Source organism: Acinetobacter sp. S-1, assembly GCF_059579785.1.
Map to the genome: position 1 here is coordinate 400,572 of NZ_CM184207.1, position 24,066 is coordinate 424,637.

Annotated in this window: 21 protein-coding genes; 13 read left to right on the forward strand and 8 right to left on the reverse strand. The window is 39.8% G+C overall.

Going from position 1 to position 24,066, the window contains the following annotated elements; all coding sequences use genetic code 11:
- Positions 1-128: 128 nt before the first annotated feature.
- From glyS to AC52J8_RS01930, 3 genes are all read right to left on the reverse strand, one after another.
- A complete protein-coding gene (gene glyS / locus AC52J8_RS01920) occupies positions 129-2,198 on the reverse strand; it encodes a glycine--tRNA ligase subunit beta (protein WP_086399334.1) in 2,070 nt (689 codons plus the stop codon).
- Positions 2,198-3,175, reverse strand: a complete 978-nt coding sequence (glyQ, locus tag AC52J8_RS01925; RefSeq protein WP_002044989.1) for a glycine--tRNA ligase subunit alpha — start codon at positions 3,173-3,175, stop codon at positions 2,198-2,200. The genes glyS and glyQ overlap by 1 nt, the downstream gene beginning before the upstream one ends.
- 89 nt (positions 3,176-3,264) lie before the next feature.
- The gene (locus AC52J8_RS01930; RefSeq protein ID WP_080777121.1) at positions 3,265-3,690 is read right to left on the reverse strand and encodes a hypothetical protein; all 426 of its coding nucleotides are present in this window, start codon (positions 3,688-3,690) and stop codon (positions 3,265-3,267) included.
- A 29-nt stretch (positions 3,691-3,719) separates the two neighbouring features.
- On the opposite strand from AC52J8_RS01930, the gene AC52J8_RS01935 reads away from it, so the two are divergent.
- The 4 genes from AC52J8_RS01935 to AC52J8_RS01950 all read left to right on the forward strand — a co-directional run bounded on the left by AC52J8_RS01935 (position 3,720) and on the right by AC52J8_RS01950 (position 7,541).
- Positions 3,720-4,136, forward strand: coding sequence for a lysozyme inhibitor LprI family protein (locus AC52J8_RS01935; protein ID WP_019767444.1), 417 nt, complete (start codon positions 3,720-3,722; stop codon positions 4,134-4,136).
- 109 nt (positions 4,137-4,245) lie between these two features.
- Positions 4,246-5,508 (forward strand): putative DNA modification/repair radical SAM protein, encoded by a 1,263-nt coding sequence (locus AC52J8_RS01940; protein ID WP_086399333.1) that lies wholly within the window; start codon positions 4,246-4,248, stop codon positions 5,506-5,508.
- Between the two features lie 2 nt (positions 5,509-5,510).
- Complete coding sequence (locus AC52J8_RS01945; RefSeq protein ID WP_086399332.1) at positions 5,511-6,308, forward strand: TIGR03915 family putative DNA repair protein; 798 nt, start codon at positions 5,511-5,513, stop codon at positions 6,306-6,308.
- Between the two features lie 132 nt (positions 6,309-6,440).
- Positions 6,441-7,541, forward strand: coding sequence for an HPP family protein (locus AC52J8_RS01950; RefSeq protein ID WP_002117107.1), 1,101 nt, complete (start codon positions 6,441-6,443; stop codon positions 7,539-7,541).
- Between the two features lie 63 nt (positions 7,542-7,604).
- On the opposite strand, the gene AC52J8_RS01955 is transcribed toward AC52J8_RS01950, so the two are convergent.
- Positions 7,605-7,859: a PspC domain-containing protein gene (locus AC52J8_RS01955; RefSeq protein ID WP_002116779.1), complete on the reverse strand. Its 255-nt coding sequence runs from the start codon at positions 7,857-7,859 to the stop codon at positions 7,605-7,607.
- A gap of 248 nt (positions 7,860-8,107) precedes the next feature.
- Between AC52J8_RS01955 and AC52J8_RS01960 the strand changes: the two genes are divergently transcribed.
- Positions 8,108-8,755, forward strand: coding sequence for a hypothetical protein (locus tag AC52J8_RS01960; protein ID WP_078224980.1), 648 nt, complete (start codon positions 8,108-8,110; stop codon positions 8,753-8,755).
- 69 nt (positions 8,756-8,824) lie between these two features.
- On the opposite strand, the gene AC52J8_RS01965 is transcribed toward AC52J8_RS01960, so the two are convergent.
- Complete coding sequence (locus AC52J8_RS01965) at positions 8,825-10,648, reverse strand: acyl-CoA dehydrogenase C-terminal domain-containing protein (RefSeq protein ID WP_086399331.1); 1,824 nt, start codon at positions 10,646-10,648, stop codon at positions 8,825-8,827.
- A gap of 257 nt (positions 10,649-10,905) precedes the next feature.
- On the opposite strand from AC52J8_RS01965, the gene AC52J8_RS01970 reads away from it, so the two are divergent.
- The gene (locus AC52J8_RS01970; protein WP_086399330.1) at positions 10,906-13,254 is read left to right on the forward strand and encodes a hypothetical protein; all 2,349 of its coding nucleotides are present in this window, start codon (positions 10,906-10,908) and stop codon (positions 13,252-13,254) included.
- 46 nt (positions 13,255-13,300) lie between these two features.
- On the opposite strand, the gene aroE is transcribed toward AC52J8_RS01970, so the two are convergent.
- The 3 genes from aroE to ribA all read right to left on the reverse strand — a co-directional run bounded on the left by aroE (position 13,301) and on the right by ribA (position 15,950).
- Entirely contained in the window at positions 13,301-14,089 is a 789-nt protein-coding gene (gene aroE / locus AC52J8_RS01975; RefSeq protein ID WP_086399329.1) for a shikimate dehydrogenase, read from the reverse strand.
- Positions 14,090-14,268: 179 nt separating this feature from the next.
- On the reverse strand, positions 14,269-15,219 hold the full coding sequence (gene hemF / locus AC52J8_RS01980) for an oxygen-dependent coproporphyrinogen oxidase (RefSeq protein ID WP_086399328.1): 951 nt from the start codon (positions 15,217-15,219) through the stop codon (positions 14,269-14,271).
- A 128-nt stretch (positions 15,220-15,347) separates the two neighbouring features.
- The gene (gene ribA, locus AC52J8_RS01985; RefSeq protein ID WP_002116908.1) at positions 15,348-15,950 is read right to left on the reverse strand and encodes a GTP cyclohydrolase II; all 603 of its coding nucleotides are present in this window, start codon (positions 15,948-15,950) and stop codon (positions 15,348-15,350) included.
- Between the two features lie 303 nt (positions 15,951-16,253).
- Between ribA and dxs the strand changes: the two genes are divergently transcribed.
- The 7 genes from dxs (at position 16,254) to mlaD (ending at position 24,057) form a co-directional block, all read left to right on the forward strand.
- Positions 16,254-18,158 (forward strand): 1-deoxy-D-xylulose-5-phosphate synthase, encoded by a 1,905-nt coding sequence (dxs, locus tag AC52J8_RS01990; RefSeq protein WP_086399327.1) that lies wholly within the window; start codon positions 16,254-16,256, stop codon positions 18,156-18,158.
- A gap of 121 nt (positions 18,159-18,279) precedes the next feature.
- Positions 18,280-19,110, forward strand: coding sequence for an inositol monophosphatase family protein (locus AC52J8_RS01995; RefSeq protein WP_005078362.1), 831 nt, complete (start codon positions 18,280-18,282; stop codon positions 19,108-19,110).
- Between the two features lie 406 nt (positions 19,111-19,516).
- Positions 19,517-21,379 carry a DEAD/DEAH box helicase gene (locus AC52J8_RS02000; RefSeq protein WP_016143582.1) on the forward strand — a complete coding sequence of 621 codons (1,863 nt, stop codon included), beginning with the start codon at positions 19,517-19,519 and terminating at the stop codon, positions 21,377-21,379.
- Between the two features lie 106 nt (positions 21,380-21,485).
- Positions 21,486-21,695: a hypothetical protein gene (locus tag AC52J8_RS02005; RefSeq protein ID WP_005067237.1), complete on the forward strand. Its 210-nt coding sequence runs from the start codon at positions 21,486-21,488 to the stop codon at positions 21,693-21,695.
- Between the two features lie 90 nt (positions 21,696-21,785).
- A complete protein-coding gene (locus tag AC52J8_RS02010) occupies positions 21,786-22,604 on the forward strand; it encodes an ABC transporter ATP-binding protein (RefSeq protein ID WP_002116999.1) in 819 nt (272 codons plus the stop codon).
- Entirely contained in the window at positions 22,601-23,377 is a 777-nt protein-coding gene (gene mlaE, locus AC52J8_RS02015; protein ID WP_002117010.1) for a lipid asymmetry maintenance ABC transporter permease subunit MlaE, read from the forward strand. Before AC52J8_RS02010 ends, mlaE begins: the two co-directional genes overlap by 4 nt.
- Positions 23,377-24,057 (forward strand): outer membrane lipid asymmetry maintenance protein MlaD, encoded by a 681-nt coding sequence (gene mlaD, locus AC52J8_RS02020; protein ID WP_005067241.1) that lies wholly within the window; start codon positions 23,377-23,379, stop codon positions 24,055-24,057. The genes mlaE and mlaD overlap by 1 nt, the downstream gene beginning before the upstream one ends.
- The last annotated feature ends 9 nt before the right edge of the window (positions 24,058-24,066 follow it).

The following is a 24,066-nucleotide window of genomic DNA, read 5'->3' on the forward strand; positions in this document are numbered from 1 at the left end:
TGAATGTAAAATAATCACTTATAATTATATTGAATGAAATTCTTCAATAAAAAACCATGTTTCCAACTAGAGTGAAAACATGGTTTTTATTAAAGCTTAATTATACAAAAATTAATTTTTATATAATTTTAACCCTGCAACACACTCACATCAGCCACAGCAGTAAACAAGTTACGTAACTGAGCCAATAAACGTAAACGGTTTGCTTTCAGGTCAGCATTATCTGCCATGACCATTACGCCATCAAAGAATGCATCAATCGGTGCACGAAGTGCTGCAAGCTTAGAAAGGGCAGCAGTATAGTCTTTTGCTGCAAGTAATGGTTCAACCACAGGTGTCACTGCTTGAAGTTCAGCAAATAATGCTTTTTCAGCGTCTTCAACCAAGTTTGCTTCAACTACAGAACCTTCAGGTGTTGCTTCTTTTGCAAGAATGTTAGCAACACGTTTGTTTGCAGCAGCAAGTGCAGCAGCTTCAGGTAATGTGCGGAAGTGGTTAACAGCATTTACGCGCTTGTCAAAATCAAGTGGAGATTTTGGTGCAAGTGCTTGAACGGCTTGAAGTACGTCAACAGCAACGCCTTGGTCTTCATACTTAGCACGATAACGACCTTCCAAGAATGCAACCGCGTCAGCACGAGTTTTGTCGTGGTCTTTAACGATATCGCCATAACCTTGCAGCGCAAGATTCACTAATTCTTCAATCGTTACATCTAATTCGTTTTCAATGATTAAACGTAAGATACCAATTGCTGAACGACGAAGAGCAAACGGGTCCTTAGAACCTGTTGGTGCTTGTCCAATACCGAAAATACCAACTAACGTATCTAGACGGTCAGCAAGTGCAATGGTTGTACCTGTTTTAGTTTTAGGTAAAACATCACCCGCAAATTTTGGTAAATATTGCTCACCTAAAGCTTCTGAAACTTCAGTGTTTTCGCCTTCAATACGCGCGTAGTAAGTACCTGCAATACCTTGAAGTTCTGGGAACTCACCAACAAGCTCAGAGGTTAAGTCGCATTTAGCAAGTAATGCAGCTTTTTCAGTATCGGCTGGGTTTGCACCAGTGATTGAAGACAATGCAACTGCAAGTTTTGCAATACGTGTTGATTTGTCCCAAAGCGTACCAAGCTGTGCTTGGAATACCATGTTTGCTAATTTTTCTTTACGAGATGCAAGCGGTTGCTTTTGATCTTGTAAGAAGAAGAACTCAGCATCAGACAAACGAGGGCGAACAACTTTTTCGTTACCTTCAATAATTTGAGTCGGGTCTTTAGACTCAATGTTTGAAACAGTAATAAAGTAAGGCTGTAATTTACCTTCGCTATTGATCAAGCAGAAATATTTCTGGTTGTCTTGCATCGTCGTAATAAGAGCTTCTTGCGGAACAGCTAAGTAGCGTTCTTCAAAAGTTGCACGTAACGCCACTGGCCATTCAACGAGACTTGTTACTTCGTCAAGTAAATCAGCTGGAACAATCGCAGTTGCGTTCACTTCATCAGCTAACTTTTTCACTTGTTCTTGAATGGTTGCTTGACGTTTTTCAAAGTTTGCAACAACGTAAGCTTTTTCTAAAGCAGCTAAATAATCATTTGCATGCGCTAACGTCACAGCTTCAGGTGCATGGAAACGGTGACCATAAGTCACGTTACCAGCTTTATGATCTTGAATAGTTGCGTCAACAATTTGATCGTCTTTGAGTAAAAGAACCCATTTCACTGGACGTACAAACTCGGTACGGCTTGCAGCAGAGCGCATACGCTTAGCAATTGGTAAGTTGTCTAATGCAGTTTGTAAAATTTGTGGAAGTAAAGCGTCAAGGCTTTGACCTTTCACATCTTTTAAATAGCAAACTTTTTCAACTTTACCTGCTTGGAAAGTAGAAAGCTGATCAACTGTAATGCCTTGGCCACGCATAAAGCCTTCAAGTGCTTTAGTTGGTTTGCCTTCCGCATCGTAAGCCGCTTGAACAGCAGGGCCATCAAAGCGTTTTTGTGTATCAGCTTGTGCAGCATCGATATCAACAATTTTAAGGGCTAAGCGACGTGGCGCTGCATAAGCTTCGATTGATGCGAAGTTTAAGCCCGCATCTTTTAAGCCTTTTACCGTTTCTGCCTGTAAAGCATCACGTAAAGTTTTCAAGCTTTTTGGTGGAAGCTCTTCACAGCCAAGTTCGAATAAAACAGTATGTTTGCTCATTAGTTTTTCTCCGCCTTTGCTGCTTCACTTTCAGCTTGTGCTTTTAACTGTGCCAATACTTCATCACGTAAGTGTGGTTCTGCCATTGGGAAGCCAAGCTCTGCACGTGCTTGTACATAACTTTGTGCAATTGCACGAGCCAAAGTACGTACACGTAAAATATAACGTTGACGCTCAGTCACAGAAATTGCGCCACGTGCATCAAGCAAGTTAAAGGTATGAGACGCTTTAACGACTTGCTCATAAGCAGGAAGGGAAAGTTTTGCTTCAATTAAACGGTTTGCTTCTGATTCGTAAAAATCAAACAGTTCAAATAGTTTTTCAACTGGAGCGTATTCAAAGTTATAAGTCGATTGTTCAACTTCATTTTGATGGAATACGTCGCCGTAAGTTACCGTGCCGAATTGGCCTTTGGTCCAAACAAGGTCATAAACCGAGTCAACACCTTGAAGGTACATTGCAAGACGTTCTAAACCGTAAGTGATTTCGCCTGTTACTGGGTAACATTCAACACCACCGACTTGTTGGAAGTAAGTGAACTGAGTTACTTCCATACCGTTAAGCCAAACTTCCCAGCCTAAGCCCCAAGCACCTAGGGTTGGAGATTCCCAGTTGTCTTCTACGAAACGAATGTCGTGAGTAAGCGTATCAATCCCGATTGCTTTTAAAGAATCAAGATAAAGCTGTTGAATGTTGTCTGGATTTGGCTTAAGCACCACTTGGAATTGGTAGTAGTGTTGCAAACGGTTTGGGTTTTCACCATAGCGACCATCTTTTGGACGACGTGAAGGTTGAACGTATGCAGCATTCCAAGTTTCAGGCCCTAAAGCACGTAAGAATGTTGCGGTGTGGAATGTTCCAGCGCCCATTTCCATGTCGTAAGGTTGTAGTACGACGCAGCCTTGTTCGGCCCAATAGTTTTGTAGAGCAAGAATTAAGCCCTGAAATGTATCAATGTGCGAGATGGCGCGACTCATGTAGCATCCACGAATTTATGAGAAAAATTGCCACTAAGTATAAGGATTTTGTGGGGGAGTGGCAAAGGCTTAATCACAGGAATATGTGTTTAGCCGATTTGTTTTCGCCTCAGCCATTCCAAGCCTAACCAGTAACAAAAGCTGGTAAATAAAATCATAAGATAAAAACTATAAATCTTATAAATATGCCACCAAGGAGAAGGGAATGAACCGACAAAAATTAAGCGCGTAATAGGGCTAATCAAAATCCAGATGACAGTTGCGCAGATAAAAATACTTATCAGATTTAAACGATTTTTACGCGCGAGAAAATATGAAGTGATATATGCGAAAGGAATAACCAGAAGGCCATAAAAAAGTAAATAAAATAAGAAATGGGCTAGAAAAATAACTGCAACCGAATAAAGATTAAATTCCGTATTGAAGATGATTATTCCTAAGGCAGATATACTCAACAAAGGGATGGGAGCTAGCGCAAGTGCGCGAATAATCATTTTTTTGTTATATTGAAGCATATTAAAAATTATAGAATCGAGAATAAATTATGCTGAAATTTTGCTGCAAACTCATTGTTTTATCCAGCCTTTTTTGTAGTCCATGGCTTTACGCGCAGACGGAAACTGATGAGCAAGATGAATACAACCAATGTGTAGAACAGACCATTAAAGAAATGCAGCTTGAGAGTATTAACAACATGGTCGTGCATAGCTGTTCTGAACAAGCTAAAAAGACTTATGAAGAAAAAATTGTTGCTCTCATTGATCAAATTCGCACACAAAGCGAAGAATATAAACAGCCAGAGCGTTATCAAGATATTTTAAAATCTCAGCGACTTTGGAAAGCTTATGTAGATCAGGAATGTAGTAATGCAGGCTCATACATTGGCTCACCGATGTATTCGTATTGCCCAATGCAAGAGTATGCAGCGCGTGTAAAACAGCTTGAAGAATACATTAATTAAGACGAATTATTTTAAACGTCACCTCATGACGCTTAGCATACTTCACTGGATTAAATTTAAGAATGCAAAATGATATTTTTTGAACGATGCCATAAATGAGTCGTTTGATATGTCTGATCGCATTCGGGAAAAACTACAGATTCTTGCTGATGCTGCTAAATATGATGTGTCTTGTTCATCAAGTGGCAGTGACCGTAAAAATAAAGATAAAGGTTTAGGAGATGCCAGCCATTCAGGAATTTGCCATAGCTATACCGAAGATGGCCGCTGTGTATCTCTCTTAAAAATTCTATTTAGTAATGTATGTATTTTTGACTGCGCCTACTGTGTTTCACGCCGTTCTAATGATGTCCAGCGTGCAGCATTTACGGTGCAAGAGGTTGTAGACTTAACCATTAATTTTTACCGTCGTAATTATATCGAAGGCTTATTTTTAAGCTCTGGCATTTTTAAATCGGCAGATCATACGATGGAGCGTATGCTTCAAGTCGTAAAGAAGTTGCGCCTTGAAGAAAACTTTAATGGTTATATTCATCTAAAAACGATTCCGGGAGCATCGCCTGAACTGATTCATGAAGCAGGTTTATATGCTGACCGGATGAGTATTAATTTAGAGATGCCGACCGAGGTTGGGCTAAAAACTTTTGCACCCGAAAAATCACATCAGGAAGTGCAAAAAGATTTAGGTTTGGTCCGTGACAGGCTCATTCAGCTTAAAGATGAACGCCAAATCATTAAGCATGTGCCGAAATATGTACCAGCGGGGCAGACTACGCAAATGGTGGTAGGTGCTCATCAAGAGTCAGATCAAGACGTCTTGTTTATGGCAGATAAGCACTACAAAGAATTTAAACTCAAACGCGTCTATTTTTCTGGTTATATCCCAATTAATACCGAAAATAATTACTTGCCCGCCGTTGGTTCTGCACCGCCATTACTGCGTGAAAATCGACTCTATCAAAGCGATTGGTTGATGCGTTTTTATGGTTTTGAGGTTAATGAAATCGTCAATGAAAAACACCCAAACTTAGATCTTGATGTAGACCCGAAATTAAGCTGGGCTTTAAGGCATCCTGAACAGTTTCCAGTAGATTTAAATCGTGCCGATTATCAAATAATTTTGCGTGTACCGGGCATTGGTGTGAAATCGGCTAAGAAAATTGTGCAGGCTCGCCGTTTTGGAAAAATTCATATCGATTTACTTAAAAAACTAGGCGTGGCTTACCAACGTGCAAAATTCTTTATTCGCTGTGAAGACAGTCCTAAATTCCAAAAAGAATTATCCTCAAGTTTTATTCGGCAGCAGATTTTAACGCAGGGATCTTCGAAATATGTGCAGCAACTCTCGCCACAATTAAGCCTTGGGTTTTAGTCATGTTTAATGATGAAGTAGCTTACTATTTTGATGGTTCGATGGTTGGGCTGCTGAGCTGTGTTTTTCGTGCATTTCAATTTAAAGAATTACAGGTTAGGCTTTGCTTGAATGATGCAGCTCAACATGGCTTATTTGCTGATAAAATTGAGGTTTCAAATAATGAGCAACATGCCGAGCGTGTTTGGTCAGCGCTACAAAAAAAGCTTTCATCTTCTTCATTAAAACAATTTTATTTTGCCTCTTTATCTGAATCTTTAGATGCCTATCAGCACTTATTTAATTACTGTATCTATGTGTTTACTAGTCATGTTTCCATAGAAAAAGATTATTCAAATCCTAGTGTTTTAGCGATTGCACAATGGACGAAAAAGGTCGGGCGAGAGAAGCATCGGATGGAAGCTTTTATTCGGTTTAAGAAAACCAAAAATGAGCTTTTTTTGAGTCTAGTACGTCCCGATTTTAATGTTTTGCCGCTTATTCAGCCCCATTTTAAACGGCGTTATCAAGATCAGCGTTGGCTTATTTATGATGAGAAACGTAAATTCGGACTATATTATGATTTGCAAGAAATACATGAAGTTTCACTCGAAGCCTCTGAAGTTGACCGCAATTTAAAAAATGGAATGAGCCAAAGCTTTCAGCTTGAGCTTGATGAGCAGGAAGTTTTATATGATCAGCTTTGGAAGGATTATTTTAATAGCGTAAATATTAGTGAACGCCAAAATATAAAACTTCATGTGCAATATTTGCCGAAGCGTTACTGGCGTTATTTAAATGAAAAATTGATGGAATATTAAAGTTTTAAAATCATAAAAAATAGTTCAGCCAGTTTTCTTATTGTTGAAAGGTATAATTTAAATGCACTTTATGTGGCTTTGGGCGTATACTTTTGCCCGTTATAAATGACGGCATATCCCCTAAGGTGTACTGTGAGTGTTATACAGCGAGAATGGTTACAGATTTTAAAGCCAAATTTTAAGGTTTTACCCTTAAAAGAACGGTTACTTTGCGGTATTGGAGCGTTGTGTGGTTTAGCAATTTCCTCCTTAATTAGCTGGTATGTTCTGGGTGGAATTAATGCATGGTACATCGCCCCAATGGGCGCCTCATCTGTTCTTCTTTTTGCTGTGCCGACCAGTCCTTTGGCCCAACCATGGAATGTAATTGTTGGTAATACGTTAGCCGGAATTATTGGTGTTGCCTGTGCACAGTGGATTCCAGATTTAACCACAGCTTTTAGTGTGGCTGTGGGTTTTGCTATATTTTTAATGATGACCACCGACTCTTTGCACCCGCCGAGTGGTGCAGTCGCAATTACGGCTGTGTTGGGTGGTGCAGCAATTCATAAGTTGGGCTTTTACTTTATTTTTTATCCAGTTTTACTCAATTCGTTACTTCTACTTGGGTTCGCTGTTTTCTTTAATCGATTGATTGGGCGACATTATCCGGTTACCGCGCATTTAAATGAGCGAAGTAAAGACCCAACGCCAACTCAAAAAGTATCAATTCAGCCGAAAGATATTGAGTATGCATTAGGCCATCACACTGAACTTTTAGATATTAGCCAATACGACTTAGAAAAAATCATTTTAGAAGCTCAGGAACATGCCAATGAGCGTATGGTAAATCAATATATCTGTCAGGATATTATGAGCCGTGATGTGATTAAACTACATGAAGATGATGATATTCATCAGGCACTCGATAAGTTTAAACAAGTGAACTTAATGAGCCTACCTGTAGTAAATGCAGAAAACCATTTGGTCGGAACTTTAGCGTTATATGAAGTCGTAGAGTGGTTTAAAGGTGCAGCCGACCCGAGGAATTCTTGGCAGCATTATGTAAAACAAATTATGAGCCGTCGAGTGGTTACCGTACTGCCAACTCAACCTATTCAAGATTTAGTGCCATACTTTGTTGAAAAGTCTTTTAATTACATTCCTGTTGTTGAAGATCGTAAGCTTATAGGAATGATTAGCCGTGCAGATATGATTGCTGCATTACAGCAACAGTTAAATCGAAAGTTATAATTTTTAGAATAAAAAAAGCTACGGTTGATTAGGGGATGCAACCGTAGCGACCAAAGTTATGAATTAACGTACTTGTTCTTCATTTACTGTTCGGACGGATTGTCGATAGCCTTCAATATGTTCTGGCTGTTTTTTCGGAATCACTAACCATAAAACCAGATAAACTAAAATTCCTGGAAAGGCAGCACTCATAATTGAGATCAAAACAAAAATGACACGTAGTAAAGTTACGTTCCAACCAAAACGTTCAGCAATACCACCCATTACACCGGCGATCATGCTGTGTCGGTTCGAGCGATATAAACCAGAACTGGCCATCTAATTCTCCTTAAAGATAAAAGTTACAAGAAGCTATTGCTCTTGCTTAATAAAAATATGGAGACGAAATAACGGGTTTAAAGTCCTTTAAAAAGTAAAATAGTTAAAATATGTAAAGGATTGAAAGGAACGAAACCAACATCTACTAAAATGCACCTTTTCAGGGCTTAAGAGTTTAAAGCGGCAATCAGCTAATACTTGATTTGAAGTGTAAATAGAGCTGTTGCTGTTATCTGTGAATAATGTATATATCTTTGAAGTGGTCTCGTTTTTCAGTTAAGCATGTGGTTGTAGTGGCTGCGATGTGCATGACACTGAGTGCTTGCGATATAAACCATACCAATTCAAAAGATCACTCGACTACAAGTTCTAGTTCTAATCATGAAGAAAACTTAATAAAAAGTAGTACATCTATAAAAACATTGGATTATGTCGCTGGACGAACTTTCTTACCTGAAGATACCTCAGATCAAACCCAAAAATTAAACGCAGCCTCATTGCAATATGTAGGGCGATATCATACTCGTATTTCATGCGAGGATGCTTTTGCTGATTGTGAATCAGGCGAAGCAGAGTACATTTTAAATTTATTACCAAATGGGTCGGCTTATTGGAATGTTGTTCATTTTGGTCGTGTGGGCAGTAAAGACGGGGCTAAAAGTGCCGCTGTAAATCAATTATGTCCTACTCTAAATTGGAAAGTGGATGAAAAAGAGCGTGAGTTAACGATTCAATGTCCATTATCTAAAGTTAATTTTTATTTTAATATTGATTCAAATAAAAGATTGGTCACAAATTTAGAAAAATTACTTTATAGCGACTATGGAAAAAATCGTGAATTTTTAGAGCAAAACTATTTTGTTCCAAATCGGGCTTATGTTTTAACTAAAGAATAGATATCCGATAAATATAAAAAAGAGCGCAATATTAAATTGCGCTCTTTTTATTTTATGACTTAAAAATCATTAGTAGTCGAAGCTAAAGTGTTCAACTGGTAATGATGTTAATGTGCGAGATGTAGTCACCATCGATTCTGCATGACCTTGAGCGCGTGGCAATAAACGATCAAAGTAGAAATCAGCAACTTTGATTTTTGCTTTATAGAACTCAGCAGTTTCTTGGCCGTTACCTGCTTCTAATTTTTCAGAAGCAACCACAGCTTGTTGAGCCCAGAAATAAGCCATCATCACGTAGCCTGAGAACATCAAGAAATCTACAGAAGCAGAAGATACGATGTCGCGGTCTTTACGTGCAGCAAGCATGATACGAACTGTTAAAGTGTTCCATTGAGCACAAAGCTTAGTTAAGTCCCATGCAAAACGACGTAAATATTTATTACGTGCATGTGCAGCACAGAATTTTAAGATTTCAGCAGTGTATTCACGAACTACTTTACCTTTTGAACTTAACAACACTTTACGACCAATCAAGTCGAGTGCTTGAACACCAGTTGTTCCTTCATACAAAGTCGCAATACGTGCATCACGTACAATTTGCTCCATACCCCATTCTTTAATGTAGCCATGGCCACCGTAAACTTGCATACCGTGGTTAGCAGCTTCTAAACCAAGTTCAGTTAAGAAACCTTTTAAAATTGGTGTATAGAAACCAAGTTTATCATCGTAGTCTTCAAAAGCAGCTTGGTCACCACGTGCTAAAGCATCTGTCATCTTGTCAGCGATTTGAGCAGCGTAGTAAATCATAGAGCGACCGCCTTCAGCGATTGCTTTTTGAGTTAACAGCATACGGCGTACGTCTGCATGGTGAATGATTGCATCAGCAACTTTATCTGGATCTTTTTTACCAGAAAGGGCACGCATTGACATACGATCTTTGGCATATGGTAATGCGCCTTGGAAAGATAACTCAGCGTGTGCAATACCTTGAACAGCAGTACCAATACGTGCTGTATTCATGAAGGTAAACATTGCATGTAGGCCTTTGTTCACTTCACCGATTAAATAACCAGTTGCATTATCAAAGTTGAGTACCGCAGTTGCAGATGCGCGGATCCCCATTTTGTGTTCGATTGAACCACAAGCGACTGTGTTACGTTCACCAACACTGCCATCAGCTGTAGGCATGAATTTTGGTACGATGAATAATGAGATACCGCGAGTACCAGCAGGTGCATCTGGAAGGCGTGCAAGTACGATGTGAATGATGTTTTCAGTTAAATCATGTTCACCAGCAGAAATGAAGATTTTTGTACCGGTGATTTTGTAACTACCGTCTGCTTGAGGTTCAGCTTTAGTTTTTACCTGACCTAAGTCTGTACCACATTGAGGTTCGGTTAAGCACATTGTGCCGCTCCAAGTGCCTTCAACAAGCTTAGGCATATATGTTTGTTTTTGCTCATCAGTACCGAATTGCAAAATAGTGTTCATACAACCAGAACTTAAACCTGGGTACATGGTAAATGACCAGTTTGCAGTACCCATCATCTCTGATTTAATCAGGTTTAAAGACATTGGTAGGCCTTGACCACCAAATTCTTCTGGGTAAGAAAGACCTTGCCAACCGCCCATTAAGAATTGGTCATAAGCTTCTTTAAAGCCTTTAGGCGTAGTTACTTCGCCGTTGTCAAAATGGCAACCTTCTTCATCACCAGATTGGTTAAGTGGCGACAATACGTTTTCACAATAATCTGCCGCACCTTCAAGAATCATATCAACAGTATCTGGATCTGCATTTTCACCATTTGATAAAGTTTTATAGTGAGCAGGGTAATCTAGTACTTCATTCATTAAGAAGCGGATATCGTGTAGCGGGGCTTTATATGCTGGCATGGCTTTAATCCTAATTTTGAATCATTGTGGGATTATCTGTATCGATGATTTGATTATTCACTCGCATGATAAAAATACAATGTTAATCGCACCCGAAAGAAATGTCAGAAAAGCGAATTTTGTCGAAAATAAATACACCTGAAATTATAATTTCTGCTACATTCAGGACTTATACTTTTATGTGAAAAAACAACTAATTTTCTTATTTTTAGCAAGTTTTGTTAAAAAGATAAAGCGATAAGGTTTTAAAAAAGGTTATGCATCTAAAATATCTCAGTTTATGTTTATTTAGTTTGGGTTTGACCGCTTGTGCGCAGCATAACCTACGTCCATCGGTAGCATCTACTCAGTTAGATCAAAAAGTCATTCAGGGTATGAATGCAATATATGAATACCCAAGCTATGACTATCGTGGGCATTTTAAAGTTAGTGTTGATCCAAATCAGTCAAAAAAAATAAATAATGTAGAAAAAACAGTGCAGCTAGATGCTGCAGTGCAAAAAAAAGTAGATCAATATTTACGTGAACAAAAAATTAATTTGAATAAAAAACAGAAGCAGGCGCTGTATGCCGCAATTGCAAATGAGCAAGCGGACTCGGGCATTTCTGGTGAATCACGCTCAGAAAAAGTAAACGCCGTATTAATTAATTTATTAAATGATCTTCAATTTAATTACGATGGTTCGGTTCATTATCGTCAAAAAATGGGGTCTTTAAACCTTACAGCAAGGTATGAAAAACCGACACTTTTGGTACAGGCAAAATTGCCAATGGTACTTGATCTGAAGGATTATAAATTTTACGTTAATTATTTCGGATTAATGCCTTATTTGGTCAATAAAGATAATCAAAATAATTTGGCATATGTCGATTTTTCAAAGTATAAAAATCTGTTTACGAATGTCGATATGAAGAAATTCGTTGAATATGCGAAAGCTTCTGGTGCTGTATCTTATCGTTTGGCTGAACCACAAAATTTACAGCGTTTATCAGTTAGTGACGCTGAGCGTAAAGCGGGGATTGTAGAAAAAATTCGTTTAAAAGATACGGTTGAAGCGTTATTGCTACAATCGGAGCTCTATAGTCAGGTCAATGCTAAATATCTGCAAAAAAATGTTTTCGGTTTTGATGAAGAAAAGATTGCCGAAACTATAGCAACCGAATTAGCTGCTTCGGAAGCGAAGAGTAAAGAAGGTAATGCTGATGGGCAAAAAGTTTCTTCTGAAGATGCAGCCGCAGTTAGCCAGCAACTTTATTCACTTATTAATGCTCATTTTGGTAATGCCTTAGATTCTGAGCATGATGAAGACCGATCAAGTGCAGCTCAAGATGGGGCAGACGAAGAGGAAGCTTCTGATACGGCCCAAGCCGAACAAGCCGAAGATATTGCTGTAGCAGATGCTGAAGAAGTCACACAAGATGAAGAAGTGGCTTCACTTACAGAAGATCAGTGTGTCGAATTACAGTCTCAAAAAAGTTCCGTTGCCTTAGGTGATATTAATTACTGTCAAATTTACGGTATTGATGTGCTTGATCAGAGCGCTGGAAATACCGAAAAAACTCAGATTAAAGCTCGTCAAGCTGCGTTGAAACAAACTTTTGCTGCTTATGATCAAAACCAGTTTGTTGATGATGAAGCATTCAAAGCTCTATGGAACAAGCATAAGGCAGAAATTGAACAAGCTTTACCAAAACAAAGAAATCCGGTTGCGATTGATGTCGGACTGGATGAAAAGGGCCGTTTAGTCAACGCGGATTATGATATTGCGTATACACCAGCTGAATTTAACCATCGCTTTAATATTAAAGCAGACATGCAAATTCTCAATTATGGTAAAGCGACTCCAATTAATCAGCAGCAGCTTAAACAAGCTAAATCAGTTGCAGAGGCAAGCAAAGGTTCTTTATTTGAAAACTTCGTAAAAGGATTTAGTGAAAAACTTGGGCAGGGTGATGTTTCTGAGCATCCAGTTGGTGCACATAGCGATGTACAAGATTTAGACTCGACTCTGGCACTGTTGGCTAACCAAACTTATGATGCAACACATGCTTATGACAAGACGTATAAGGCTGTGTTTATTGCAAAATTGACTGCCGAAAAACCGTCATATATTCATTATTATTCAGTTCAACAGTTGCAAGAAATTGCCGAGGTTTATGCTTATTGGTTCTCTGAAGAGGAAACTTATAACCCTCAAGGGAAAGCTTTAGAACGTATTGAGGCGTTACAGAAAAAACATCATCTTGAGCAAGAAGATCAGTTTGATAATGACTTAGGCCGAGCTGTGGACCATATTGTGATCACAACAATACAAGGTGAAGCTGGGCGTGAAGCATGGCAAAAACTACAGAAACAATATAAGCAACCTGAACAGCTTTTCTCAAAACAGTATCAATTAGAGTTTGAAAAACAAAATGGTACTTCTGATGAAGAAAAACACTTATTGTCAGAAACAGCTGATATTTTAGGTAAAGCCTATGTCGCTGCACGCAAACAGCAACTTACGGAAAAAACAATTCAGAATTTAAAACCTGAACATAATGAATTTATTGATTATGAGATTTTCCGAGATGTTTATAAGCAGATGGTTACAGCTAAAAAATAATAGCTGAGATAAAAAAGAACCTACTTCGTGTAGGTTCTTTTTTGACTTATAGAAAATCTTTTAATTCTGGCTTTATGCCATTCCAGATATAGAAAGCTTCAATCGCTTGACCAACGAGCATGCCAAAACCTTCTGCATAAGGCACATTGCGTTGTTTCGCTTGATCAAGGAAGCTAGATGGCTTGCCATAGGCCATCTCATAGGCATATTTGAACTCTAGACTTTCTGGTAGTTGTAATGCATCACCAGATAGGCTTGCAGAAGTTGCATTAATTACAATATCAAATTCCCCTTCTAGCTCATTTAGAGAAATTGCTTGTAATTGAGCTTGTGGGACTGATGCTTTTAGGTCATCTACAAGTTGCTCTGCACGAGCGAAAGTTCGATTTGCAATCACAATCTTTTTAGCACCAGCTTGTACAAGCGGGTAAATAACACCACGAGTTGCACCACCAGCTCCTAAAATTAAAATAGTCGTATTTTCTAAGTTCCAATCTAAAGCTTGAATTGCGGCAACTAAGCCTTGGCCATCTGTATTGTCACCATGCAATTTGCCATCTTCCATCCAAAGTGTATTTACAGCTTTGGCAATTTGAGCACGTTCAGTCAGCACATCACACAAAGCAAATGCCTGTTCTTTAAACGGCACGGTAACGTTCATGCCACTCCCGCCATTTTCAAAGAAACTACGCATACTCGGCTCAAAACCATCAAGAGGGGCAAGACGTTTTTGGTAGTCTAGGTCAATACCTGTTTTTTGAGCGAAAGCATGATGCAATTCAGGAGAGCGTGATTGTTCGATGGGGTTGCCAATTACTGCAAACTGTTTGGTCATTCTTATATCCAAAATTTTAAAATGGCATGAGGCAGATAAGGTCTGTACTGAATTTTCAGCAGGCCTCACTATAAGCCAAATTTTAATAAGAAAAAATATTTGAATGAGATTCAGAAAATTGGAAATAAAAAAGGAGATTCTTTAGGGTGGAAGCCAAAGAATCTCCAAAAAGCAAAAAATTAAGCGACTTTTTCTTTTAGGTTTAACCAGTCACGTGGTTTTAAGTAATAGTCGGTTAAACGTTTCTCTGGTGAGTCTTCATCCCATTCTGGACGATATGACCAAGCTGCAAGATTAGGCAGGCTGACTAAAATAGACTCAATACGTCCACCTGTTTGTAAGCCAAACAATGTTCCGCGGTCATAGACTAAATTATATTCGACATAGCGACCACGACGGTAAAGCTGGAACTCTCGTTGAGCTTCGGTATAAGGCTGTTCACGATGTTTTTCAAAAATTGGCAAAATGGCATTTAAATAACCATTGCCTACAGCTTGGATATATTTAAAGCAGGTTTCGAAATCCCAGCAATTTAAATCATCAAAGAATAAACCACCGACACCACGCTGTTCATCTCGATGTTTTAGATAGAAATAGTCATCACACCATTTTTTATGTTCAGCGTAGACATTGTCACCAAAAGGCTGGCATAGGTCATATGCGGCTTGATGCCAATCGATAACATCCTGTTCATCTGGATAGAACGGTGTTAAGTCAAATCCACCGCCAAACCACCAAATTGGATCTTGTCCTTCAAGTTCTGCAACGAATAAACGTACATTGGCATGGGAGGTTGGAATGTTTGGGTTTTTTGGGTGAATGACTAATGACACACCAAGCGCTTGTGCTTTAGCGCCAGCAATTTGAGGATGTCTTTCTGTAGCAGAAGCAGGCAGTTTACTAATGTTGATGTGAGAAAACATCACACCACCTTTTTCAATCACGGTGCCATTTTGTAAAACTCGTGAACGACCACCACCACCTTCTGGACGTTCCCAATCATCAATAATGAATTCACCCGTACCACCGCCAGCTTTTTCTTGTTGTTCTAAACCAGCACAAATACGGGCTTGTAAATCGAGGAGAAATTCGCGGACACGTTGAATATCTGTTGAAGTCGGATGTTGCATAGTGACCCTCAAAGATGATTGAGATAGGAGATAGATACATCAAAACACAAAACCATAAAAAAAGTAAGGGATTTTTAAGAAATGTCTTAAAAATCCCTTCCAATTATTTTTAAATTTATAATTTTATTTTAGAAGTCATCTTTTTGATAAAGGTGATCCATGCGTTCACGTTTAGTTTTTAAATATTGTTCATTAAAAGGATTACGTCCAACCGTTAATGGAACACGACCAACCACATTAATACCTTGATCCTTGAGTGCCTGAATTTTCAAAGGATTGTTAGTAATTAACTTAACTTCTTTTACTTTTAAATGATCAAGCATAATGCTACACATGTCATAACGGCGCGCATCAGCTGGCAAATTTAAAAGTAAATTTGCATCTACCGTGTCATGACCTTGATCTTGTAAGGCATACGCACGAATTTTATTTGTAAGTCCAATACCACGGCCTTCTTGACGTAAATATAAAATAACGCCTTGACCTGCTTCGTTAATGAGCTTTTGAGTTGCCTGTAATTGAGGGCCGCAGTCACATTTTAATGACGCAAAAGCATCACCTGTTAAGCATTCTGAATGAACACGTACTAAAACAGGGCCTGTGGGTGGATTTTCTAACCCTTTAGAAAGTGCCACATGTTCTTCACCTGATACTGGATCTTGAAACACAGAAATATTGAATTCACCAAAAGCGGTCGGGAGTTTTGATGTTGCAATGAACTCTATAGGCACAGATTAACTCATCTTTTAACCGAAAACGGTTTAAAGTATAGCGTAATGCTGGGAGATTGGTCGAATTGTCATAATCATTTTGAGCACTAAGGTTTTCTTTTTTGTATAAAGAAGACGATAATAGTTGATAAATAGTCAGATTATTCAGGATAATCTGCCAACCATACCCATACTGTATGAGAGACTGCTTTGCATGACCTCGTTCGCAAATGTGGCTGATTGAAGGTGACTTCATTCGATTGTATGATCGACCCATTTTGACCCAGCTTAGGATTTGCCAGGCTTATAAAGGCTTTGCCACATATGTTGTATACCGAAATTCCAACTCAACGCCCTGTTACGCCATTGTTAGATGCAATTGATCATCCTCAACAATTACGTCAGCTCGAGCATAGCCAATTGGTTCAAGTGGCTGATGAGTTGCGTCAATATATTTTATATGCAGCAGGCCAGAGTGGTGGCCATTTCGGTGCTAACCTCGGCGTGGTTGAGCTGACGGTTGCGCTGCATTATTGCTTTAATACTCCAAATGACCGATTAGTTTGGGATGTAGGACATCAGGCGTATCCACACAAAGTCTTGACTGGTCGCCGTGAGCAAATGATAACAATCCGTGCTAAGAACGGTTTAGCAGCATTTCCAGCTAGAGAAGAATCAGTTTTTGATACTTTTGGTGTAGGGCATTCATCAACTGCAATTTCGGCAGGTTTGGGAATGTCTTTAGCACGTCGCTATCAAAATGACCCATGTGAAGTCGTTTGTATTGTGGGTGATGGCGCAATGACAGCAGGTATGGCATTTGAAGCCATGAACGATGCTGTGGCACACGATGCCGATTTAATTGTTGTACTTAATGATAATGACATGTCGATTTCTTGCAGTACAGGTGGTTTTGCTAAGCATTTAGCTGCAATTTGGGAAAAAGGCCATTTAGTTAACGTCGATGAACATGGTGAGGCGTATGTACAGCCACATCCGAAATGGACGTACAACTCTCGTTTACATCAATCAGCAACAGATGCGGCCGATAATTTATTTAAAGCGATTGGTTTCGATTACTTCGGCCCTTTCGATGGGCATGATGTAAATCAACTTGTTCAAGTATTTAACGCATTAAAAAAACGTAAAGGTCCACGCTTAGTCCACGTCTATACTAAAAAAGGTAAAGGCTTTACTCCGGCAGAAGCAGACCCTATTACCTATCATGCAATTGGCAAAATTAATGCAACTTCTGCAGGTAAAACACCACCAAAATATTCTGATGTATTTGGTCAATGGTTGTGTGACGAAGCTGCACAAGATGAACGTTTATTAGCGATTACCCCAGCCATGTGTGAAGGTTCGGGCATGGTTAAGTTTGCTAAAGAATTTCCAAAACGTTTCTTCGATGTTGCAATTGCCGAACAGCATGCAGTAACACTTGCAGCGGGAATGGCGTGTGAAGGGTTAAAACCTGTTGTTGCGATCTATTCAACATTCTTACAGCGTGGTTACGACCAGCTTATTCATGATGTTGCATTACAAAATCTTGATGTAACTTTCGGGATTGATCGTGCTGGTTTGGTGGGTGAAGATGGACCAACTCACGCAGGTGCATATGACTATGCATATATGCGTACAGTACCAAACATAGTCATCATGGCGCCAAAAGATGAAAATGAATGTCGTCAAATGCTACATACCGCTTATGCTTATAATGGACCAGCAGCAGTACGTTATCCTCGTGGTGCTGGGGTAGGCGTTGAAATTCAGCAAGAGCTAACTGCTATTGAGTTAGGTAAGGCAGAAGTAGTTGCTGAAATTAAATCTGCTTGTGATGAGCAGATTACGATTTTAGCGTTTGGTAGTCGCGTTATGGTTGCCATAGAAGCTGCTGAGCAGTTTGCACAAAAACATGATGTTGGCGTGCGTGTTGTAAATATGCGTTTTGTGAAACCATTGGATGAAAAAATTATTCGTGATTTGGCTGAACATACACAATTATTTGTAACTGTTGAAGAACACGCAATTATGGGTGGTGCAGGCAGTGCAGTAAATGAGTTCATGGCACAAGAACAAATTGTTAAACCTATCATTAATTTAGGTCTGCCAGATTTGTTCTTGCAGCAAGCGTCACATGGTCAAATGCTACAAGATTGTGGGCTAGATGCTAAAGGTATTTTGAGCTCAATTGAACGAGCTTGGCTTAAGCTAAATCAGGTGGTTTAAGCCTTTAATAAAATTTTTGAAACATTTTTTCCCATAAAGCGCATTCATTTGCTAAAATGTATGCGCTTTTATGCATTATTCTTTGTCAAAATCTTCAAATTTGTATTGTAGTGGGTGTTCAATGGAACCTATGGTGGTTATGGCTGCGCGTGCGGCTCAAACAGTTGGTCAAGAGCTTTTAAAAGCGCATCAAAATCGTCATAAACTCGATTTGCAAGTTGAAGAGAAAGGCATTGATGGCCCAGTAACACGTGTAGATCGTTATTTGGAACAATTGACGATTGATACATTACGTAAAAGTTATAAAAACCATAGCTTCTTAGGTGAAGAGTTCGGTTTGCAAGAAGGCAAAGGTCACGATGCAGACTGGTGCTGGGTAATCGACCCGCTTGATGGCACGCAAAACTTTATTAATGGTTTCCCTCATTTCTGTATTTCTATTGCAGTTCAGCATAAAGGCGTTACTCAACACGGCGTAATCTACGACCCAGTACGTGACGAATTATTCTCTGCAAGTCGCGGTCGCGGTGCAGTTATGAACCAACGCCGTATCCGTGTAAATGTAAAAGATACTTTAGAAAATACATTCTTGGCAGTAGGCCATCCTTACCGTGCTAAACGTGCTGGTGAGATCGTATCTTATGCAGAACAACACTTTGCTTCATTATTAGCTGTTACTCAAGCAGGCGCACAAATTCGTCGTGGTGGTTCAGCTGCTCTAGATTTAGCATATGTTGCTGCTGGTCGTTTTGATGGTTTCTTTGAACTTGGTTTAAAACCATGGGATATCGCTGCCGGTGAGCTTATTATTAAAGAAGCGGGCGGTGTAGTGGTTGACGCACGTGGTGGTAATGAGTCTCTTGAAAACGGTCAAGTGCTTGCAAGTTCACTCAAAATGCTAAAACCTTTAATGCAAACTGTAGTTCCAGCTTGGGCTCAAGCTGCAAAATAATTTAATTATTTATAAATAAAACCCTCTTTTATCAGAGGGTTTTATTTTTTAAGTGATTGGTAAATTTTAGTTAGTTCAATAAATATGAAGAAAGTTGATTAAAACACATGACTTTTAATTTCTTTCTGCTATAATCCGCCCACGCACTTAAATTTCCGTTCATTACCTGAACATTCTGTTCTATTCATTGTAAGCGCACGCTGTCCATAGAGAGGACCATTTCTTGCGCCCCGATCGCTCAGCGATTCTTCAGGTTCGGCCGTAATCAAGCGTGCGTTTAGTCCACATCGTCGTTACTCGGATTGCTGCTGAAAAAAACGTTTCAGTTAACTTTGCTTTGCCGCTTTGTGCCGATGTCTATTTTGTATTTATTAAAAATGGAGCACCCACTAGGGTGAAACTCTCTATGAGCAAAACTTTTGCCGAATTTTCTTTGCATGAAACCTTACAACAAGCGCTTGAAGGTTTAGGTTTTACTACCCCGACTCCTGTGCAAGAACAATCTATTCCTGCAGCTTTAGAAGGAAAAGACCTTCTAGTATCTAGCCAGACTGGTTCTGGTAAAACTGCGGCATTTTTATTACCGACATTACATAATTTAGCTGGTCAAGAAACTTTTGTTCCGTTCAAAGAACGCATGAAAGCTGTGACCCAACCTAACATTTTAGTTTTATGCCCAACACGTGAATTGGCTCAACAAGTTAGCCAAGATGCGATTGCTTTCGTACGTCACATGAAAGGTGTTCGTATTGCTGCAATCATGGGTGGTATGCCTTTTGGTAAGCAAATCCAACAGCTTAAAGGCGCGCAAGTTATTGTTGCGACTCCTGGTCGTTTATTAGATTTAGTTAACCGTCGTCAATTAAAGTTAGACAAAGTTGAAGCTTTAATCGTTGACGAAGCTGACCGTATGTTAGACCTCGGCTTCTCTGAAGATTTAGAAGCGATCAGCGATTTAGCTGGTAATCGTCGTCAAACATTAATGTTCTCTGCAACTTTCGCTGACCGTATTATTCGTCTTGCTGAGCGCATGATGAATGAACCTGAGCGTATTGCAATTGAAACAGGTCACAGTACAAACACTGACATCACCCAAACTTTACACTGGACAGATGGTTTCGAACATAAGAAGAAACTTCTGACTCACTGGTTGGCTGATGAAACTCTTGATCAAGCGGTTGTATTCGCGAGTACTCAAGAAGATACAGATATGTTGGCTGAAGAACTTGCAGAAGCAGGTCACTCTGTAGTTGCACTTCACGGTGCAATGCCGCAAACAGTTCGTAACCGTCGTTTACGTAGTATTCGTGAAGGTCGTGCAAAAATCTTGGTAGCAACTGACGTTGCTGCACGTGGTCTTGACGTACCGACAATTTCACATGTAATTAACTTCGGTTTACCAATGAAACATGAAGACTATGTACACCGTATTGGTCGTACAGGTCGTGCTGGTCGTACAGGTCAAGCAATTACTTTAGCGACTTATCGTGAACGCGGTAAAATCCGTGCGCTTGAAGACTATTTAGATGCACGTTTAAGTGTTTCTGAAATTGAAGGCTTAGAGCCATCTCCACCTCCTGCTCGTTCAGGTCGTGATGGCGGTGGCCGTGGTCGTGGCGGCAACGGTGGTCGTGATGGTCGTCGTGGTGGCGGTTTTGGCGGTGGTCGTCGTTTTGAAGGCGAAAGCAACTTCAAACGCCGTGAAGGTGGTCGTGATGACCGTCCACGTCGTAGCTTTGATGACAAACCACGTGGTGAACGTCCATTCGGTGGTGAAGATCGTCCACGTCGCGAGTTCAATTCAGATCGCCCACGTCGTGAAGGTGGTTTTGAAGATCGTCCACGTCGTGAGTTCAACTCAGATCGTCCGCGTCGTGAAGGTGGTTTCAACGATAAACCGCGTTTTGACTCAAATGATGACAACCGTGGTAACCGCGTAGATTACAAACCACGTCGTGAAAATGGTTTTGGTGATCGTCCAAAACGTAGTTTCGGTGGTGAAGATCGTCCACGTCGTAGTTTTGATGATAAACCTCGTGGCGAGCGTCCATCATTTGGTGGCGAAGATCGTCCACGTCGTGAGTTCAACTCAGATCGTCCACGTCGCGAAGGTGGTTTTAATGATAAACCGCGTCGTAGCTTTGATGATAAACCACGTGGTGAGCGTCCAGCGTTTGGTGGCGAAGATCGTCCAAAACGTAGCTTCGGTGGTGAAGATCGTCCACGTCGTAGTTTTGATGATAAACCGCGTCGTAAATTCGACCGTTAATCAAAAGTTCGTTTAAAGAAAGGCCAGTAGAAATACTGGCCTTTTTTATTTTTCAGTTTTGTTATAAAATAACAAAGTGTGAATTGGTTCAATTTTTTATTAAATAATGAGTAAAAGTAAACGAAAAGAAACAATAATGGCACAGTTGAAGAACTTATTAGTTCAGCATGGTTTGCCTTATCTTTTTATTGCACTTGTTTTGTGTAATGGGGTTTATTTTGCCTATGCTTTTATAACTGGAAGTTCTATTGAGCAGTTTCAAATTTCTGAATTAACCTCTTTTTACGAACATACCTCTTCTATTTCTACCAACTAAGTTACCTTTGCTTTTGTCAAAATAACAACAAGTTTGCCAATTTTCAGTGTTATAGTATGCGTGCATAAAAGTGCAGGAACGATTGCCATTATGAATAATAAAACTCCTCTCTCGACTCAACCACTTATTGAAGTGAAAAATTTGAGTTTTAATCGAGGGGAACGCGTCATTTATGACAATATTAGTTTAAATATACGTCGTGGCCAGATTACGGCCATTATGGGACCTTCTGGTACAGGTAAAACAACATTATTACGTCTGATCGGTGGACAATTAGTTCCTGATCAGGGCGAAGTTTTGCTCGACGGTAAAGATATTGCAAAAATGTCCCGTCAGGAACTTTTTTCAGCCCGTGCACGTATGGGAATGTTATTTCAGAGCGGTGCTTTATTTACGGATATGTCGGTCTATGAAAATGTGGCGTTTCCGATTCGAGCACATACCAAGCTTCCTGAAAATCTAATTGCTGAACTGGTTGCATTAAAACTGGAATCAGTAGGCTTGCGTGGTTCTGAACAATTAATGCCTACAGAACTCTCAGGTGGTATGAACCGTCGTGTTGCCTTAGCACGTGCGATCGCACTTGACCCTGATTTAATCATGTACGATGAACCGTTTGCAGGGCAAGACCCAATTGTAAAAGGCGTGTTGACACGTTTAATTCGTTCATTGCGAGAAGCTTTAGATTTAACCACTATTATTGTTTCGCATGATGTTCCCGAAACCCTTTCTATTGCTGACTACATTTATGTTGTAGCAGAAGGAAAAATTCAGGGGGAAGGAACACCAGAAGAATTACAGGCATATGCTTCTCCATTTGTGCGCCAATTCTTAACAGGTTCGGCAGAAGGACCAGTTGAATACCAATTTAGTCATCAAGCCTATTTAGATAACGAGGTTCGTCCATGAATACGATTGCCTGGTTAGGTAGACTCGTTATTGAGCGGATTCGAGGGATTGGTGTTGCGGCACTAATGCTCTTACAAATTGTTTTTTCTTTTCCTTCATCTGGTGGGTTTGGACGATTTATTTACCAAATGCATCGGGTAGGGGTGATGTCTTTGTTAATTATTACTGTATCGGGCCTATTTATTGGTTTGGTATTGGGTTTACAAGGATATTCAATTTTAGTGAACGTCGGCAGTGAATCAATGCTAGGCACCATGGTGTCTTTAACATTGCTGCGTGAATTGGCACCTGTGGTTGCTGCGTTATTATTTGCTGGTCGAGCAGGTTCTGCATTAACAGCAGAAATTGGTTCAATGAAGCAAAGTGAACAACTTGCCAGCATGGAAATGATCGGGGTTGACCCATTAAAACAAATCGTATCACCACGTCTTTGGGCGGGAGTGGTCAGTTTACCGATGCTAACTGTCATTTTTGCTGCGATTGGTATTGTGGGCGGTAAAATGGTAGGTGTCGATTTTCTTGGCGTCGATGAAGGCTCATTCTGGAGCGGTATGCAAAACAACGTGCAATTTGGGCATGATGTCGTAAATGGCATTATCAAAAGTATTGTGTTTGCTTTGTTATGTACATGGATTGCGGTATATCAAGGATATGCATGTGATCCAACTCCAGAAGGAATCGCAACTGCAATGACGAGAACAGTTGTATATTCTTCATTATGTGTTTTAGGTTTTGATTTCGTGTTGACTGCGGTCATGTTCGGAGGGATTTAATGAAATCACGTAGTAGTGAGCTGGCCGTAGGTATCTTTGTTATTATCTTCGGTATTGCCTTGTTCTTTTTAGCCATGAAAGTTAGTGGCCTTGTTGGTACTAATTTAAATGATAGTTATACCATGAAGGCTCAGTTTGATAACGTCAATGGTTTAAAGCCTCGTGCTAAAGTAACGATGAGCGGTGTCACAATTGGTCGTGTTGATTCAATTACCCTTGATCCAGTTACGCGTTTGGCTACGGTAACCTTTGGTTTAGATGGAAAATTGACAAGCTTTAATGCTGAGCAGCTAAAAGAAGTTCAAAAAAATGCTTTAGATGAACTACGTTATAGTTCTGATTATACGCAGGCTTCTCCAGAGCAACAAAAAGCAATGGAACAGCAACTGATCAGTAACATGTCCTCCATCACCAGTATTGATGAAGATGCTTATATAATGGTTGCAACCAATGGTTTGTTGGGTGAGAAATATTTGAAAGTCGTTCCAGGTGGTGGTTTAAACTATCTTAAACGTGGCGATACAATTTCAAATACCCAAGGAACCATGGATTTAGAAGATTTAATTAGTAAATTTATTACTGGTGGTGGCGCAGGTAAAGTTGCCGCTGGTTCATCCTCAGCAGAAGAAAAAGCTCCTGCAAGTACCGACAGCAGTGCACAGCCGTCATTTGTTGAGTAAGAGTTTATT